This window comes from Stakelama marina, assembly GCF_018122655.1.
In the GTDB taxonomy this organism is placed as follows: Bacteria; Pseudomonadota; Alphaproteobacteria; order Sphingomonadales; family Sphingomonadaceae; genus Sphingomonas; species Sphingomonas marina.
In genome coordinates, this window is record NZ_JAGRQC010000002.1 from 260,630 (window position 1) to 276,713 (window position 16,084).

Sequence of the window (16,084 nt, forward strand, 5' to 3'; positions counted from 1 at the left end):
GCCTCAGGCGCCGAGCTTGACGTCCAGAAAGGCCGGGACCGGACCGTTCCAGTCCAGTTCGCCTTCGCCCTGCGCCGGCTGTTCGACCTCGGGCTCTGCCTTTGTCGCAGCGCGCTTGCGCTTCGGCGCTTCCTTCGGCGCGGAAGACGGCGCAGGCGCGGATACAGGTTCCGCTTCTGCCGATTTCTTGCGGCCACCGCGCGAACGCTTTTTCGGCTTTTCCTCGGCCTTGGCCTCTTCGCCGCCGGTCTTGTCGACCGCTTCGTCGGCGCTGCCCAGCCGTTCGATCTTCTGACCGATCAGCTTTTCGATATTCTCGATATTCTCGACATCTTCGCCGGTGACGAAGGTGTAGGCGACACCGCTTGCTCCCGCCCGGCCCGTCCGGCCGATGCGGTGGACATAATCGTCGGGGTGCCACGGCGCGTCGAAGTTGAAGACGTGGCTGACGCCCTTGATATCGAGCCCGCGCGCCGCGACGTCGGATGCGGCGAGGATGTTGACCTCACCCTTTTTGAACAGGTCGAGTTCGGCGAGCCGCGCCGACTGGTCCATGTCGCCGTGAATCTCGCCCGACTTGAACCCGCTGCGCTTCAGGCTCTTGTTGAGCTCGCGCACCGTCGTCTTGCGATTGGCGAAGATGATCGCGGTACGGACATCGTCCTGACGCAGCAGCGTGCGCAGCGTCGCGCGCTTCTTGTCGCTGCGCACCGGCACGAGATACTGCTTGATATTGGTCGCCGTCGTTGCCGGGCGCGCAACCTCTATCGTCTTGGGATTTTCGAGGAACTTGTCGGCCAGCTTCTTGATCGGCGGCGGCATCGTCGCCGAGAACAACAGCGTCTGCCGCTGCTTGGGAAGTTTGGTGCAGATATTTTCGATATCGGGGATGAAGCCCATATCGAGCATGCGGTCGGCCTCATCGATCACCAGCAGCGAACAGCCGGTGAGCAGGATGTTCCCGCGCTCGAACAGGTCCATCAGCCGGCCCGGCGTCGCGATCAGCACATCGACGCCCTTTTCCAGCGCCTTTACCTGATCGCCCATCGACACGCCGCCGATCAGCAGCGCCATCTCCAGATTGTGGTGCTTGCCATATTTCTCGAAATTCTCGGCAACCTGCGCGGCGAGTTCGCGCGTCGGTTCGAGAATCAGCGAACGCGGCATCCGCGCCCGCCTGCGGCCATGCGCGAGGATGTCGATCATCGGCAGCACGAACGAGGCGGTCTTGCCGGTGCCCGTCTGCGCGACACCGATGACATCCTTCATCATCAGAACGGACGGAATCGCGTTCGCCTGGATCGGAGTCGGCTCGGTATAGCCGGCCTCCGAAACCGCGTGCAAAAGTTCGTCTGAGAGGCCGAGATCGGCGAAATTCATACCATGTCCGGAAAAGGGGCGCGCAATGCGCAGAACAGCAGCGCTGCGCTCGCGGATTTGGCCCGTGATGTCAAGTTTTACGGCGCGTCAGCGGCTCGCGACCAGGCGCTTGAAGGCAGCGATCTGGCATTGGCCGCCCGCGCGAGAGCGAACCGAGTCGCGATTCGCACAAATCTTTCCGTCTTTGCCGGGGCGCACATAGACCATCGAATAATAGTCGAGCGCGGGACACGCATCCTCCAGCTTCGCGCGCAGCCGCTGGCCATCGCGGGTCAGGAAATCGATGCTGCGCTCGCTGCTGATACCGGCGCCGACGAAGCGCCCGGGATCGACGCAATCGTCGCTGTCTTCCTCGTGCCAGGTGACGGAGCGCGAGCGCGAATAGCCGCGCGCGGCGGCACGATCGTCGCTGACGCGCGGCACGCGGATGATGATGCGTTCGTGGAAGGTGAAGGTCTGCGTCTGCACCATGCCCCCGCCGAACACGCCCGCAACGGGCGCGGCTCCGCCAAGCAGGGCGAGCAGAGGAAGGGCGAACACGGAAGCTTGCACGACCGCGAGTTGATAGCGCCGAACGTTTGAACAGTCGATGAATTGGCGCAAATCATCGACCGGTGATAGCAGCACTCGCATGACCACGACCGCGCAGAACCAGCTGATCGCCTTCGTCCGCGACCGTTTCGGCGACAAGGCGGTGACGACCGATACGCGCGACATCGCGCCATGGACGACCGATTGGCGCGACCGTTTTCACGGCAGCGCGCCGGCGATCCTGTCGCCGGCAAGCACCGGGGAAGCAGCCGCCATCGTCGCAAAGGCGCGCGAGCTGGGCGTTCCCATCGTGCCGCAGGGGGGCAACACCTCGATGGTCGGTGGCGCCACACCGCCCGCCGATGGCAGCGCGCTGATCCTGTCGCTGAGGCGCATGAACCGCATCCGGTCGCTTTCGGCCGATGACAATCTGGCGGTCGCGGAAGCGGGCGTGGTGCTGGAAGTGCTGCACAATGCCGCGATCGAGGCCGGACGGCGCTTTCCGCTGACCTTGGGCGCGAAGGGCAGCGCGACGGTCGGCGGGCTGGTGTCGACCAATGCCGGCGGCACGCAGGTCTTGCGCCATGGCACGATGCGCGCGCTGGTTGCGGGGGTCGAGGCGGTGCTGCCCGACGGATCGGTGCATGACGGACTGTCGGCGCTGAAAAAAGATAATCGCGGCTATGACCTCAACCAGCTCCTGATCGGCGCGGAGGGCACGATCGGCGTGGTGACGGCGGCGAGCCTGAAGCTGGTGCCGGCAGTCGCGAGACATGCCGTGGCCTGGGTCGGGCTCGACGACCCGCAGGCGGCGCTCGGGCTGCTGCGCACGCTGCAGGGCGCGAGCGATTCGATCGAAAGTTTCGAGATCATTCCCGGCGATTCGCTGGCGCTGGTCCTCGAACATATTCCCGACACCCGGTCGCCACTGGCGGGCACGCATCGCTGGCACGCGCTGATCGAAGCGGTGACGACCGATGCCGATGCGCCAGCACCGCAGGACCTGCTCGAAACCCGGATCGCCGAAGCAATCGAAAGCGGTACCGTGGCAGACGCCGTCATCGCCGCGAGCGAGGCACAGGCAGAGGCGTTCTGGCGCATCCGCCACTCGCTGTCCGAGGCGGAGCGCGCCGCCGGTCCCGCCGTGCAGCACGACATATCGGTGCCGGTCGCCGATATGCCGCGCTTCATGGTCGAAGCGGCGGCTGCCGCGGAGAAACGCTATCCCGGTACGCACGCGACGGCGTTCGGCCACCTTGGCGACGGCAACGTCCATTTCCATGTCCGCGCACCGGCCGATGCCGATCCCGATCGCTGGTACGAGAAAGAAGCGCCGGGCGTCTCTCGTTTCGTCAACGATCTTGTTGTCGCGGCGGGCGGATCGATCTCGGCCGAGCACGGCATCGGCCAGATGAAACTGCACGAACTCGAACGGCTCGCATCACCCGCGCGGCTCGCGGCGCTGCGCGCGATCAAGCACGCGCTCGACCCCGCGGGAATTTGCAACCCCGGCAAGCTCGTGGCGCTTGCACCGAACGGCAACGCGCCATAGACCCCCGCAAAACGATTCCTCAGGAGATTTTTTAATGGCCAGTGCGCCGCAGACTCAGTCGCTTCCGCTTTTCTACAAGGAACTGATCCCGCTTTCGCGGCAGGACCACGCCAAGTACAAGATGCGTCCGCCCGAAACCGCGCCCTTCCTGGCCAATGTTCATGCGGTTCCCGTCACCGTCGAGGAATTCCCGATGGTGCAGCGGCGCATGCCGATCGTCTTCTCGGTCGGCGACGACGCGGTTCCGCTGGCGCTGATGGGGCTGAACGAAGGCGTCAACCTGTTCGTCGATGACGAGGGCAAGCTGACCGACAACACGGTCTATCTGCCGGCCTATATCCGCCGCTATCCGTTCCTGCTCGCGCGGCTTCAGCCCGAGAGCGAAGAGCTGTCGCTGTGCTTCGACCCCAGCGTCGACTGGATCGGCGAATTCGACGATGGCGAAGCGCTGTTCACCGACGGCGAGCCGAGCGAATTCACCAAGCAGATCATGCAGTTCAACGAACAGTTCGAACAGGCCGGACAGCGCACCGCGCAGTTCGTCAAGGACCTGCGCGAAATGGACCTGCTGATGGACGGCGAGGTTTCGATCCAGCCCGAAGGCGCGCCGCAGCCCTTCATCTATCGCGGTTTCCAGATGATCAACGAAGACAAGCTGCGCGAAATGCGCGGCGATCAGCTTCGCAAGATCGTCCAGAACGGCATGCTGCCGCTGATCTATGCGCACCTCATGTCGCTCAGCCTGATGCGGGACCTGTTCGGCGAGCAGATGCGTTCGGGCAAGATGCCGCAACCCGACGCAGGAGTATAAGATATATGAGCAGCGCGACCGACCGCACCGACCGCTACAATCGCGGAGCCATCGCCTTCCACTGGACGATCGCGCTGCTCGTTATCGTCAACATCATCATCGGCCTGTTCCACGAATCGCTGTTCGATCCGCGACAGGTGATGCCACTCCACAAGTCGATCGGAATGCTCGTCCTGGTGCTGAGCGTGGGGCGCCTTGTCTGGCGGCTGATCCATCCGGCGCCGCCGCTGCCCAGCCATGTGTCCAAGTGGGAAGGAAAAACCTCCCGGACCGTCCAGGTGATCTTTTACGTCCTGATGATCGGCATGCCGCTCAGCGGATGGTTCATGGCGAGCGGTGCGCGCAATCCTCAGCCGATCAACTGGTTCGGACTGTTCGACATCCCGCTGCTGCCGGTCGGCAAGAGCATCGCGGGTGCGTCGCACGAGTTTCACGAGCTGGCTGGCTACCTATTCGCCGCGCTGGTGGTTCTCCACATTGCGGGCGCGCTCCGGCACCATTTCATCCTGCGCGACAGGGTTCTCGACCGGATGCTGGGACGCACCGCTACCGGCAACTGATCGCCGTCCGGGCACGTCTCCTCCGAATTGCCGCAAGGCGTCTTGAAGCGGCGCGGACAGCGGCCTATATAATTTCTGTACGGTCGCGTGTTCCCCCTTTCGCGGGACCGTATGGCACGCAACTGCGCGTGTCTCCTCCCTGAACCTTGGCCACCTCGTGCCCCGTGCGCGAGGTGGTTTTTTTATGCTTATTCGGCAGCCAGCGGCGCCGGCACGGCTTCCTCGCAAAGCGCGTCGATCAGCGCACGGAGCATCGCCGCCGCCCTGCCCAACCCCGGTCCGGGAACGAGCAACCGGTCATCGAGATAGAGCGACCGGTCGAACTCGATCTGGATCGCATGGATATGGTCCTTGGGCGCCCCATGGCGGTCGAGCACATATCCCCCCGCATAGGGGCTGTTGAGCGCGGTACGGAACCCCCACGCATTCGCGACCGCATCGGCGCGCGACACCAGCCGCGCTCCCGCCGATTTGCCGAACCGGTCGCCGAGAACGATCCGCGGCGTATCCTGCGCCGAACCAAGCGGCGGCATCGAGTGGATATCGAGCAGCACCGCGACCCCGAACCGCTCGCGCGCCGCAGCCAGCGCCTGACCGACCGCCTGGTGATAGGGCCGATGATCCGCCTCGATCCGCTGCCGGATCTCTGCATCCGAAAGCATGCGCCGCCAGATGTCCCCGCGAGCACCGGCACGCCGCGGTACCAGCCCGAGACCGCTGCGCAGCTTGAGCGACAGCGGTTCGTCGTGGCCCCGGCTGGGTGCGCCGCGGTCGATCAGCGGGTCGCGCGCATCCTCTGCGCGGTTGAGGTCGATCCACGCCCGCGCGCGCCGCGCGACGATCGTCGTTTCGAAGCGGCGCGCCGCCATCGCAACGGCATCGACATGGCGGTCCTCGAGCTGGATCAGCCCCGATACCGGCAGCGCCAGCGCCTCGCGCATCGCATCCGGATATTCGCGGCCGGCATGCGGCACCGACAACAAGACCGGGCTGACCGGGTTCAGCGGTCCATGAACCTCGAACGACGGGGTGATAGCGAGCGTCACCCGCCGGAATCTATGCCGCGAACCGAAGGCTGACAACGCGCAACGCTGGAAATTGTTAACGGGTTGGCGCATATAGGGATGACGTCGAACTGGGGTGGTGATGTTCAGGATTCTACTGGCCGAAGACGATCGCGTGATGCGTGAATATCTGACGCGCGCGCTGGAACGTTCGGGCTATCTGGTGACCGCCGTCGACCGCGGAACGGCTGCATTGCCCCTGCTCGAACAGGAACCGTTCGACCTGCTGCTGACCGACATCGTCATGCCTGAAATGGACGGCATCGAGCTTGCCCAGCGCGCAGGCGATATCAGCCCCGATATCCGAATCATGTTCATCACGGGATTCGCCGCCGTCACGCTGAAGGCCGGGAAGGAAGTCCCCAAGGCGAGCATCCTGTCGAAGCCGTTCCATCTGCGCGAGCTGGTGATCGAAATCGACCGGCTTTTCGAGCGCGAATTCGTGCCCAATCGCAACGAACCCTGACCGACGAATAAAAAAGCGCGAAAGGCGGCTTGCCAGAACGGCAAAGCCCGGCTAGAGCGCGCCACCTCGGGCGTGTAGCTCAGTGGTAGAGCACTGTGTTGACATCGCAGGGGTCGCAAGTTCAATCCTTGCCACGCCCACCATCTTTAAAAGGCCCGCCTTCCTTTGGACGGCGGGCCTTTTTGCGTCCGGCAGCGGGCGAAATCGCGCGAATGGGAACCGCAGACGCGAATCCTCGGTTGGGGTCGTATCGTATTCACAACGAACGGCGGGCCGATGGACACGCTCAACATCCTTCTGAAACAGCTCCAGTCGATGTGGGTCGGGCTCGTTTCCGCGCTGCCCAATTTCGTGATCGCGCTCGTCGTTCTGCTGATTACGTGGATCGTCGCGAAATTCGCGCGCAACATCGCCGACCGGCTTACCAGCCATACCGGCATGCGCCCCAGCCTGCAGGGGCTGATCGAAACGCTGATCGGAATCGCGATCTGGGTGCTCGGCATCCTGATAGCGGCGACGATCATCCTGCCGGGGCTGACGCCGGCCAGCCTGGTCGCCGGGCTGGGCATCGGCACCGTCGCGATCGGCTTTGCCTTTCAGGATATTTTCGAGAATTTCCTCGCCGGCATCCTCATCATGCTGCGCAAGAAGATGCGCATCGGCGACATGATTTCGTGCGAGGGGATAGAGGGCCGCGTCGAACATATCGCGCTGCGCGAAACCTATGTCCGCAAGCTGTCGAACGAATTGTCGGTCGTGCCCAATTCGGTGCTGTTCAAGAACCCGGTCGAAATCATCACCGACGAGGATGAGCGGCGGCACGAGATCGTCGCCGGCGTCTCTTACGACACCGATCTGGAGGTTGCGCGCGATGTGATCCGCAAGGCTGTCGGAACCGCGGAGGGCGTCAATACCGACAAACGCATCGACGTGTTCGCACGCGAGTTCAATTCGAGCTCGATCGATTTCACCGTGCGCTGGTGGGCGGGATCGAAACCGCTCGCCATGCACCAGACGCGCGACACGGTGATCCGCAACATCAACCGCATGCTGAACGAGGCGGGGATCGAAATTCCGTTCCCCTATGTCACCAACACGTTCAAGGAACCGCTGCGGCTAGTGCGCGACGACGAACCCGAAGGCGCACGGCAGAGCTGACGAAAAAGGCCCCGGCCGATTACCGGACGGGGCCTTTTCCCTGCGTCGGCGAGCGCGCCTCAGCCGCCGATATTGTCGGTGCGGCCGATGAACGAAGCGACATCGTCATGGAGCTTCTTCAGGTCTTCCTCGCGCGCATAAACCATGTGGCCCGACGGGTAGTAATGATAGCTGATATTGTTCTGCAGGCTGTCGGGGATCGGCAGGTGGTGCATTTCGTACCAGCCTTCGTAGAAGGGCGTTGCGAGGTCGTAATAGCCGCCGGCGAGCATGATCTTGAGATTGGGATTGTATTTCATCGCCATGGCGAGATCGGGCATCACATTGGTGGCGCCGCGGATCGCGAACGGCATCCCCGGCTGCTTGTGCGAGAAATCCCAGTCGCGGAACACGTTGATGCCCGGCTTGTAAACCTGATGCTGGCCGTAGTTCAGGTCCTTGCGAACATAGTTGTTGAATGCCGCGATATAGGCCGAACTGATCGACGCCGATTGCGGATCATAGTCCGAATCCTTGCTGAGCGGGTCCATCGCGGGGCCCGAAAAGCGGCTGTCGAGACGGCCGGTGGTCAGGTCCGAATTGATCTGGAGTTGCTTGGCGAACTGCCCACCGCTCAAGCGCAGGTCCGATTTGTAGATATAGCTTGCCGGGATACCGATGTATTTCGAGAGCTGTTCGGCGACCTGCCGCTTGCGCGCCGGGTCGAGTTCGGAACCCTGCTGCAACGCCGCTGCGTAATCGGTGGTCGCGAAATGCTCTACCTGCTTCAGGAACGGCTCGAGCTCGGCCGGGCGCCCGCCGGGCAGCTTGTTGTGGTACCACGCGGTCGCGGCATAGGTCGGCAGGCCGACGATATAGGCCTGATCGCTGCCCGGATTGAACTGCGGCGTATCGATCGAGAGGTCGAAGTTGAGGATCTGCGAGAGCAGGATCACGCCGTTGAAATCGATATCGTCGCTGGTCTCGAGTTCGTTGACGACGACCGCCGAGCGCGGCGTGCCATAGCTTTCGCCGAACAGATATTTGGGCGAGTTCCAGCGGCCATATTTGGACAGGAACCCCTTGATGAACTGGGCAAAGGCATGCGCATCGGCATCGACGCCGAAAAACGCCTTTTCCTTGTCCTTGCCGGCGACGCGGCTGAACCCCGTGCCCGGCGCGTCGATGAAGACGAGATCGGACGCGTCGAGCAGGCTGTAGGCGTTGTTGACGACCTTATACGGCGCGGCGGCCATGTGCTTGTCACCCGGCGTCAGCACGCGGCGCGGGCCGAACGCGCCCATGTGCAGCCACACCGTCGCCGATCCCGGCCCGCCATTGTAGAGAAAGGTGATCGGACGATCGGCCGACGGCACGCCCTTCTTGAAATAGGCCGTGTAGAACATCGAGGCTTCGGCCTTGGGCTCGCCCTTCTTGTCGCCCAGGTCGCTATGCGCCTGTTCACGCCAGGCGGCATCGTCCCATCCTTCGGGATGCACGATCAGCGTACCCGCCACCGCCTTGTAATCGACGCGGCGCCCTTCGACCGAAACCGACCCGTCGGTGGTCGAGCTTTGCGGCTGGAACAGCACGCCGAATTCGGGCGAGCTGTTTTCGGGGCCGGGCTTGTTCGCGGATCGGGACGATTGCGGGCTATCTGTTTCCTGCGCCGACGCTGCCGTCATCGCAACCATGGCGCAGCCCAGCGCCGTTCCCATGAGGATCCGCTTCAACATTCCGACTCCCTTTTTGCTGTCGTTACCGACGCTTTGTGCACCGCGGCACAGCGGCGCGCAAGGAAGGGAGCCGGATTCCGTACCGTCAATCGCAGCTGTTGCCCTCACCCGCGTCGAGGTCGAGGCAGCGGCCATCGACATCGCCGGGCTTCAGCGGCAGCTTCACCAGCGCGGCGAGGCTGGGCATGATATCGACGGTTTCGACCGACAGCGGCTGTTCAAAGCCCGCCATGCCCTTGCGCCAGAACAGGATCGGCACGCGCCGGTCATAATCCCAGAAACTGCCATGCGTGGCGACATAGCCCCTGGTCGGATCGGGAATCGGCGTGATCCGCGGCTTCAGCGCCACGACCAGATCGCCCGACCGCGCAGGGTAGTAGGATGCCCGGGCACGCTCGAGCAGCGTCCACGTCTCGGGCGGGGTGTGGACGACCGGCGTCGCCATGATCTGATCGCGGGTGAACGCGCCCGCGACCTGCGGATTGGCGCGGTAACGCGCCGCCGCCTCGGCCAGAACGGCGTCGTGCTGCGCCTTGCCGAGCTTCGGGTCGATCCAGATGTCGCCCACCCCGCTGCCATGGAGCGGGTTTTCGGACAGGCCGAGCTTCTTGGCGATCGCGTCACCGACCAGCTTCGCCGAAATCGACGGATCAACGCGCTTGGCGCCGGGGATCGCATGCATATTCTCGCGCTCGGGCAGGTCGTTGCCGCCATGATCGGCGGTCAGCGCGACGACATAATCGACGCCGGTCGCATCGAGCACCTTGAAGAACTGGCCGAGGTCACGGTCGAGCGACAGCAGTTGCAGGCACATCTCGCTGCCTTCGGTGCCGTAGCTGTGGCCGACATAGTCGGTCGCCGACGCGCCGATATCGATGATGTCGGTCGCCGGCCCCTGCCCCAGCTTCATGTCCTGAATCATCGCCGCGGCGAGCGCGAGCGTGGCGCCATCGAATTCGGGCGACGCGCGAAACGCCTTGTAGTCGCCGGCGGCGCGGGCGAAGCGCCCGGTACCGACGCTCTTGCCATCGCCGATCGGGATAGCGCGGTAATGCGCCTGACAGACGGGCGGCATTTTAAGCGGCGGCTGCGCCTGTTCGATCTCCGCGGTCACCGCCTTGTTGGTGCGGGTGACCGCGGCGGGTTCGGTGCGGCCGGCATAGCTGCGATATTTCTTGCCGTCCCACCACCACAGCTCGTCAACGTCGTGGCCGCCCATCATTACCGCCGCGCGGTCCTTCCCCGCGACCGAGACGACGCGCGTGCGCGGATCGGCGGCCTTCATCCGCTCGCCGAGCGTCGGCACCTTCAGATGCTTGTCGGAAACGGTGTAATCGTCCGAATTGCTGCCCGGCACGCTCTCGTCCTCGGCACAATAGACCGTCTTGTCCGCGCGCGGCGTATTGAGGTCGATCCAGTCATTGGCGATGATGCCGGTGCGCGACGGGTGGTCGCCGGTCAGGATCGTCGAATGGCCCGGGCACGTCTCGGTGGCGGCATGGCTCTGATAGCCCGAGGGAAACACCGCGCCTTGCAGCAGCCGCGCGAACCCGCCCGAGAAATAGGTGCGGTATTCGGCGAACAGATCGGCGGAAAACTGATCGACCGAAATCACGACGACCAACTTGGGCTTCGCTTCCGGCGAAGGAGCAGGCGTCGCTTGCGCCGGGGCAGCCGCCGGAACACCGGCAGGGTTCGCCATCGCCGCCGAACCGGCGAGAAGTGCGGAAAGGACAATCGCTGAACGGGCGAAACGCATGGCAAGCTGCTCCGGTGACGGCTAGGAATGATCGTGGTTGGTATGGGCGATCGTCCCCCACGGCAAGGATGGTGATGCAGACGCTTCGTTTCGCAATTGTGACGCTGCTGGCGACAGTGTTCGTTACCTTCGCCGCGCCGGTTTCCGCCCAGGCGGTCGGCAAGAGCAACCATATCGCCATGCGCATGGTCGCCGAAACCGACACGCCCGCCCCCGGCAGCACGGTGACGCTGGGAATCGCGGCCGATCCCGAACCGGGCTGGCACGGCTATTGGGTCAATCCGGGCGGCGCCGGCATTCCCATGCGCGCCGACTGGACCTTGCCCGACGGCGCGCGCGCGGGCGATTTCCGCTGGCCGGTCCCGCAGACGCTGAAGATCGGCGGGATTATGAACTATGTCTATGAGGGGCCGTACACGCCGCTCGTTGACCTGACCGTCCCGGCGAACGCAACGCCGGGTACGAAGCTTCCGGTGGCGGTAAAGCTCGACTATCTCGTCTGCACGCGCGAAATCTGCGTTCCCGAAAGCAAGCAGCTTTCGACGAGCCTGACGGTCGGCGACGGCGCCGTACCGCCCGAACGCCGCGCCGAGTTCGACCGCTGGCGGCGCGCACTGCCCAGGCCGCTTGGATCGCCGGCACGCTATCAGATCGCGAACGGCAAATTTCGCGTCGCGATACCCTTTCCCGCGAGCGCCGATGCCGCCGGTGCCTATTTCTTTCCGCTGACCGACGGCGCGGTCGATTACGACGCGCCGCAATCCGTGGCCCGCGACGGCGACCGGCTGGTCGTCGAGACGGCGGCGGCCGGCTCCTTCGCCAAGCCGGTCGAGGGCGTGCTGAAAATCGCCGGCGGGCAGGGCTTCATGGTTTCGGCAACACCGGGAACGGTACCGCCTGCCATCAAGACCGGGAACCCGGACGGCGACTCCATTTGGACGAAGGTCGCATTCGCCTTTGCCGCTGCGGTCCTCGGTGGGCTGATCCTCAACATCATGCCGTGCGTCTTTCCGATCCTGAGCCTGAAGGCGCTGAGCCTTGCGCGCGCGAACGAGACCGAAAGCGATGCAAGGGGCGAAGCGCTTGCCTACACCGCCGGCGTGGTGATCGTGTGCGTGGCGCTGGGGGCCACGCTGCTGGCACTGCGCGCGGCGGGATCGAGCGTGGGCTGGGCATTCCAGCTACAGGACCCGCGCGTGATCCTGTTCCTGCTGCTGCTCGTCACGGGAATCGCGCTCAACCTTGCCGGGCTGTTCGAGCTGGCAGCGCCGGGCTTCGTGAACCGTTCCGCCGCGAAAGGGCCGAGCGGAGCGTTCGCCACCGGCGCGCTCGCCGCGTTCGTGGCGACCCCCTGCACCGGGCCGTTCATGGGCGTCGCGCTCGGCGCGGCGCTGGTGCTGCCGACTGCCGCCGCGCTCGCGATATTCGCCGGGCTGGGGCTTGGCCTTGCGCTGCCGTTCCTGCTGATCGGATTCGTCCCTGGACTGCGCGCGATGCTGCCAAGGCCGGGGCCGTGGATGGCGACGCTGCGCCACATATTGTCGGTACCGATGTTCCTGACCGCGCTGGCGCTCGCGTGGGTGCTGGGGCGGCAGTCGGGCGTCGGCGGTATGACGCTGGGCCTTGGCGCGGCGCTGCTGCTCGCGCTCGGCCTGTGGTGGACGGGCGCGCGCCAGCGGCGGTCGAGCGGCCTGCAATGGGCGCCGGCGGTCGTGGCGGGCGTGATCGCGCTCAGCGCGCTCGCCATCGTCACCCGCACGCCCGTACAAGCCGCGACCGAGCAGGCCGGCCTGCTGAACGCGCAACCGTTCAGCGAGCAGCGGCTCGCCGATCTGCGCGCCGAAGGACGTCCGGTCTTTGCCTATTTCACCGCCGACTGGTGCCTGACCTGCAAGGTCAACGAAAAGGCCGCGATAGAGACCGATGCGGTGGCCAAGGCGTTCAAGGACGCCGATGTCGCGGTTCTGGTCGGCGACTGGACCGATGGCGACCCGGCGCTGGGCCGCTTCATCGAGCGACATAATCGTGCGGGCGTGCCGCTCTATCTGTGGTATGCTGCGGGCAGCGACGCGCCCGACGTGCTGCCGCAGATACTGACCAAACAGCAATTGACCGCGTTGCCGGGGGGCTGAACAGCCACGGAGACGACGTGATGAGAGAATATCTTTTCGCCGCCGGAGCCGCGATCGCGGCGGTCGCGGCCATGCCCATCGCCGCGCAGCAGGTGACCGGCCAGCAGGCGCAGGATTTCGCGCTCACCGACATGTATGGAAAGACCGTCAAGCTGTCCGATTATCGCGGCAAGACGGTGGTGCTCGAATGGAACAACCCGGGCTGCCCCTTCGTGCAGAAACATTACACTAGCGGCAACATGCAGAAAACGCAGGCTGCGGCGCGCGCCGACGGCGCGGTCTGGCTGACGATCAATTCGGGCGCGCCCGGCAAGCAGGGGCATATGACCGGCACCGAGGCGCAGAGCTTCGTCAGGAAAACGGATGCGAAGCCGACCGACTATCTGCTCGATCCCAGGGGCGTGGTCGGAAAGGCCTATGACGCGCGCACCACGCCGCACATGTATATCGTCGATGCGAGCGGAACGCTCGTCTATCAGGGCGGGATCGACGACAGGCCGACCGCCGATGTCGCCGACATCAAGGGTGCGCGCAACCATGTGCTCGCAGCCCTCGACGAACTGAAGGCGGGTAAGGCGGTCTCGGTCGCCGAGACGCGGCCCTATGGTTGCTCGGTGAAATACGCGAGCTGATCGCTCAGGCGGCGGCGTACCACCAGACGCCGTCGCGTACCGTCCTGATCGCCCGGCCCTCGACCTCGAGCCGGCGGAGATGCGCCAGCGTCTCGCCGGTGGCAAGCCCGATCACATCCTCACCGATCGTGCGGCGGAACATCCGCCCGAAACAGTCGACCGCACGGCGCGGTTCACTCAGATGCGCCTCGAGCATGTCGAGCCGCTTGCGATGTTCGTCGCGCAGCGCGTCGAGGCGCTTGTGGAGGCCGTGGAACGGACTGCCATGGCCGGGACAGACGAGGATATCGGGCGGCAGCGCGCGCAGCTTCTCGATCGAGGCGAGCCATTCACCGAGCGGGTCGGATTCGGGTTCGGTGACGCCCAGCGAGACGTTCGAGCTGATCCGCGGGAGTACCTGATCGCCCGCCAGCAGCACACCTTCGGCCGGGTCGTAGAGGCAGGCATGTTCGGGGCTGTGGCCGCTCCCGACGATCACCTGCCAGGTGCGCGATCCGATCGCGATCGTCTCTCCGTCGCCGATACGGCGATAGCCGAGCGGCAGCGGCGTGATGATCTGCGCGATGCGGCCCCAGCCCTTTGCTGCGGCGGTCTCGATCTGTTCGTCCGTCCAGCCCGCGCCTTGCCAGAAGGCGATCATCTCGGCCGGGGTTTCGTCGCGCGCATCGGCGGCAAGCATCCGGATCGTCAGCCATTCGCCGCGCGTCATCCATAGCCGGCAGTCGAACCGTTCGCACAACCAGCCCGCTAGCCCGACATGATCGGGGTGCATGTGCGTGCCGATCACGCGCAGCACTTCGCGCCCCGCGAGCGGGCCGTCGAAGATGGCCTTCCAGTGCTTCTTGCAGCGGCCGAGATTCATACCGCTATCGACCAGCGTCACCGCATCGCCGCCCGCACCGTCGTCGAGCGCATAGACGTTGACATGCCCCAGCGACCCGCGCAGCGGAAGCCGGCCCCAGCCGATGCCGGGTGCAACCGGGATCAGGTCGCCAAGCTCGGGCGCGCGATCGCCGAACGGATAGGTCAGTCCGCGATGGCTGGTCGCGACGAAATTGTCGTCGCGCGTATCGTCGGACGAACGGTCGGGGACTGTCGTGGCCATGCCACGTTCCTATCGCCCTGCGTCCGACAATGTCGAGGAACTACTGTCGATCGTCATGCCGGACGTGATCCGGCATCCATCGAACCTCGCAGCAACGAACCTTCGCGGCAGATGTCGCAGCATGAACCCCGGATCAAGTCCGGGGTGACGCGGTGGAATCAGCGCTTGAACGGATCCTCGAACGCAGGCTTTTCCTCGCCCTCGTTCAGTTCCGCGGCGGCGGCTTGCTCGGCGTCGCGCGCGGCCTGTTCACGCTCGGCGCGCAGCTCGCTGATCAGCGCTTCGCGGTCGCCCTCGAGCCGCGTATCGACCGGCGCCTCGATGCCCGCAGCCTTGGCCGACTTGGCGACCACCGCGTCGAGTTCGCGCTGCGAACACAGGCCCAGCGTCACCGGGTCCTTGGGAACGATATTGGCAATGTTCCAGTGGCTGCGCTCGCGGATCGCCTGGATCGTCGTGCGCGTCGTGCCGATCAGCTTGCCGATCTGCGCGTCGGAGATTTCGGGGTGGTTGCGGATGATCCACGCAATGCCGTCGGGCTTGTCCTGCCGCTTGGAAACCGGCGTGTAACGCGGCCCCTTGGTCCGGCGAACCTGCTCGGGCCCCTTCGACATCTTGAGACGGTAATCGGGATCGTCCTGACCCTTTTCGATCTCGTCCATCGTCAGTTCGTGCGCGCGCACCGGATCGCGCCCGGTCAGCTTGGTCGCGGCGGTATCGTCGGCGATCGCCTGCACCTCGAGAATGTGCAGGCCGCAAAAGTCGGCGATCTGCTCGAACGAAAGCGCGGTATTGTCGACCAGCCAGGAAGCGGTCGCGTGCGGCATCAGCGGCTGGGCCACGATAACATCTCCGTAAACAAAACGGGCCGCCCCTCGCGGAGCGGCCGGTATAGTGCCGCCTACTTAGTCGCGACGGCGCCGGAGGGCAAGGGAGCGCTGATCTTCGCAGGACAGGAAGAACACGCTATCAGTCATGCATATCGAAAAGGGGAGGAAAGACGATGCAAACCGAGGACGTCGCACCGCAAGACCCGGCGCTGAAAAATTCCGACAAAGCTGCTCAAAAGGACGAAGGCGTCGCCAAGGCGGCGATGTCGGGCGCCATCTGCTATTGGAACGACAAGAAATATTCCGATGGCGCGACCGTGTGCGACAACAAGCGCCGCTACGAATGCTGGAACGGCAAATGGGTCGATATCGGCGACTGCTGAGCGTTT

General features: G+C 64.7%; 15 protein-coding genes and 1 tRNA gene. 9 read left to right on the forward strand and 7 right to left on the reverse strand.

Features of this window, described 5'->3' with window-relative positions; translation table 11 throughout:
* Positions 1 to 3: 3 nt before the first annotated feature.
* Together J7S20_RS07755 and J7S20_RS07760 are read right to left on the reverse strand one after the other, a co-directional pair.
* Positions 4 to 1,380, reverse strand: a complete 1,377-nt coding sequence (locus J7S20_RS07755) for a DEAD/DEAH box helicase (protein ID WP_284053670.1) — start codon at positions 1,378 to 1,380, stop codon at positions 4 to 6.
* 87 nt (positions 1,381 to 1,467) lie between these two features.
* A complete protein-coding gene (locus J7S20_RS07760; protein WP_284053671.1) occupies positions 1,468 to 1,920 on the reverse strand; it encodes a hypothetical protein in 453 nt (150 codons plus the stop codon).
* A gap of 91 nt (positions 1,921 to 2,011) precedes the next feature.
* Between J7S20_RS07760 and J7S20_RS07765 the strand changes: the two genes are divergently transcribed.
* Genes J7S20_RS07765 through J7S20_RS07775 form a run of 3 tightly spaced genes read left to right on the forward strand, consistent with a single transcriptional unit; the run spans position 2,012 to position 4,834 of the window.
* Complete coding sequence (locus J7S20_RS07765) at positions 2,012 to 3,463, forward strand: FAD-binding oxidoreductase (protein WP_284053672.1); 1,452 nt, start codon at positions 2,012 to 2,014, stop codon at positions 3,461 to 3,463.
* Between the two features lie 34 nt (positions 3,464 to 3,497).
* The gene (locus J7S20_RS07770; RefSeq protein WP_284053673.1) at positions 3,498 to 4,274 is read left to right on the forward strand and encodes a SapC family protein; all 777 of its coding nucleotides are present in this window, start codon (positions 3,498 to 3,500) and stop codon (positions 4,272 to 4,274) included.
* Positions 4,275 to 4,279: 5 nt separating this feature from the next.
* A complete protein-coding gene (locus J7S20_RS07775) occupies positions 4,280 to 4,834 on the forward strand; it encodes a cytochrome b (protein ID WP_284053674.1) in 555 nt (184 codons plus the stop codon).
* 188 nt (positions 4,835 to 5,022) lie between these two features.
* Here the strand turns inward: J7S20_RS07775 and J7S20_RS07780 are convergent, their stop codons facing one another.
* A complete protein-coding gene (locus J7S20_RS07780; protein ID WP_284053675.1) occupies positions 5,023 to 5,880 on the reverse strand; it encodes an N-formylglutamate amidohydrolase in 858 nt (285 codons plus the stop codon).
* A gap of 100 nt (positions 5,881 to 5,980) precedes the next feature.
* Between J7S20_RS07780 and cpdR the strand changes: the two genes are divergently transcribed.
* The 3 genes from cpdR (at position 5,981) to J7S20_RS07795 (ending at position 7,522) form a co-directional block, all read left to right on the forward strand.
* Entirely contained in the window at positions 5,981 to 6,364 is a 384-nt protein-coding gene (gene cpdR, locus J7S20_RS07785; protein ID WP_284053676.1) for a cell cycle two-component system response regulator CpdR, read from the forward strand.
* Between the two features lie 68 nt (positions 6,365 to 6,432).
* Positions 6,433 to 6,507: transfer RNA gene (locus J7S20_RS07790), tRNA-Val, on the forward strand.
* Between the two features lie 133 nt (positions 6,508 to 6,640).
* Positions 6,641 to 7,522, forward strand: coding sequence for a mechanosensitive ion channel family protein (locus J7S20_RS07795; RefSeq protein WP_284053677.1), 882 nt, complete (start codon positions 6,641 to 6,643; stop codon positions 7,520 to 7,522).
* Between the two features lie 59 nt (positions 7,523 to 7,581).
* On the opposite strand, the gene J7S20_RS07800 is transcribed toward J7S20_RS07795, so the two are convergent.
* Complete coding sequence (locus tag J7S20_RS07800; protein WP_284053678.1) at positions 7,582 to 9,237, reverse strand: S10 family peptidase; 1,656 nt, start codon at positions 9,235 to 9,237, stop codon at positions 7,582 to 7,584.
* A gap of 85 nt (positions 9,238 to 9,322) precedes the next feature.
* Positions 9,323 to 10,996 (reverse strand): alkaline phosphatase family protein, encoded by a 1,674-nt coding sequence (locus tag J7S20_RS07805; RefSeq protein WP_284053679.1) that lies wholly within the window; start codon positions 10,994 to 10,996, stop codon positions 9,323 to 9,325.
* A gap of 74 nt (positions 10,997 to 11,070) precedes the next feature.
* On the opposite strand from J7S20_RS07805, the gene J7S20_RS07810 reads away from it, so the two are divergent.
* Both J7S20_RS07810 and J7S20_RS07815 read left to right on the forward strand, forming a co-directional pair.
* Positions 11,071 to 13,128 (forward strand): protein-disulfide reductase DsbD family protein, encoded by a 2,058-nt coding sequence (locus J7S20_RS07810; RefSeq protein ID WP_284053680.1) that lies wholly within the window; start codon positions 11,071 to 11,073, stop codon positions 13,126 to 13,128.
* A gap of 20 nt (positions 13,129 to 13,148) precedes the next feature.
* The gene (locus tag J7S20_RS07815) at positions 13,149 to 13,760 is read left to right on the forward strand and encodes a redoxin domain-containing protein (RefSeq protein WP_284053681.1); all 612 of its coding nucleotides are present in this window, start codon (positions 13,149 to 13,151) and stop codon (positions 13,758 to 13,760) included.
* A 4-nt stretch (positions 13,761 to 13,764) separates the two neighbouring features.
* Here the strand turns inward: J7S20_RS07815 and J7S20_RS07820 are convergent, their stop codons facing one another.
* Together J7S20_RS07820 and J7S20_RS07825 are read right to left on the reverse strand one after the other, a co-directional pair.
* On the reverse strand, positions 13,765 to 14,865 hold the full coding sequence (locus J7S20_RS07820) for an MBL fold metallo-hydrolase (RefSeq protein WP_284053682.1): 1,101 nt from the start codon (positions 14,863 to 14,865) through the stop codon (positions 13,765 to 13,767).
* Positions 14,866 to 15,023: 158 nt separating this feature from the next.
* Positions 15,024 to 15,707 carry a DUF1013 domain-containing protein gene (locus J7S20_RS07825; protein WP_284053683.1) on the reverse strand — a complete coding sequence of 228 codons (684 nt, stop codon included), beginning with the start codon at positions 15,705 to 15,707 and terminating at the stop codon, positions 15,024 to 15,026.
* Between the two features lie 161 nt (positions 15,708 to 15,868).
* Here J7S20_RS07825 and J7S20_RS07830 point away from each other — a divergent pair, with 161 nt between their 5' ends.
* Positions 15,869 to 16,078, forward strand: coding sequence for a DUF1496 domain-containing protein (locus J7S20_RS07830; RefSeq protein ID WP_284053684.1), 210 nt, complete (start codon positions 15,869 to 15,871; stop codon positions 16,076 to 16,078).
* Positions 16,079 to 16,084: the final 6 nt, after the last annotated feature.

Excerpts from the sequence above, each read along its gene's own strand:
- J7S20_RS07755 (WP_284053670.1), bottom strand. The coding sequence starts at position 1,380 with ATGAATTTCGCCGATCTCGGCCTCTCAGACGAACTTTTGCACGCGGTT.
- J7S20_RS07765 (WP_284053672.1), top strand. The coding sequence starts at position 2,012 with ATGACCACGACCGCGCAGAACCAGCTGATCGCCTTCGTCCGCGACCGT.
- J7S20_RS07770 (WP_284053673.1), top strand. The coding sequence starts at position 3,498 with ATGGCCAGTGCGCCGCAGACTCAGTCGCTTCCGCTTTTCTACAAGGAA.
- J7S20_RS07775 (WP_284053674.1), top strand. The coding sequence starts at position 4,280 with ATGAGCAGCGCGACCGACCGCACCGACCGCTACAATCGCGGAGCCATC.
- cpdR (WP_284053676.1), top strand. The coding sequence starts at position 5,981 with ATGTTCAGGATTCTACTGGCCGAAGACGATCGCGTGATGCGTGAATAT.
- J7S20_RS07795 (WP_284053677.1), top strand. The coding sequence starts at position 6,641 with ATGGACACGCTCAACATCCTTCTGAAACAGCTCCAGTCGATGTGGGTC.
- J7S20_RS07800 (WP_284053678.1), bottom strand. The coding sequence starts at position 9,237 with ATGTTGAAGCGGATCCTCATGGGAACGGCGCTGGGCTGCGCCATGGTT.
- J7S20_RS07805 (WP_284053679.1), bottom strand. The coding sequence starts at position 10,996 with ATGCGTTTCGCCCGTTCAGCGATTGTCCTTTCCGCACTTCTCGCCGGT.
- J7S20_RS07810 (WP_284053680.1), top strand. The coding sequence starts at position 11,071 with ATGCAGACGCTTCGTTTCGCAATTGTGACGCTGCTGGCGACAGTGTTC.
- J7S20_RS07815 (WP_284053681.1), top strand. The coding sequence starts at position 13,149 with ATGAGAGAATATCTTTTCGCCGCCGGAGCCGCGATCGCGGCGGTCGCG.
- J7S20_RS07820 (WP_284053682.1), bottom strand. The coding sequence starts at position 14,865 with ATGGCCACGACAGTCCCCGACCGTTCGTCCGACGATACGCGCGACGAC.
- J7S20_RS07830 (WP_284053684.1), top strand. The coding sequence starts at position 15,869 with ATGCAAACCGAGGACGTCGCACCGCAAGACCCGGCGCTGAAAAATTCC.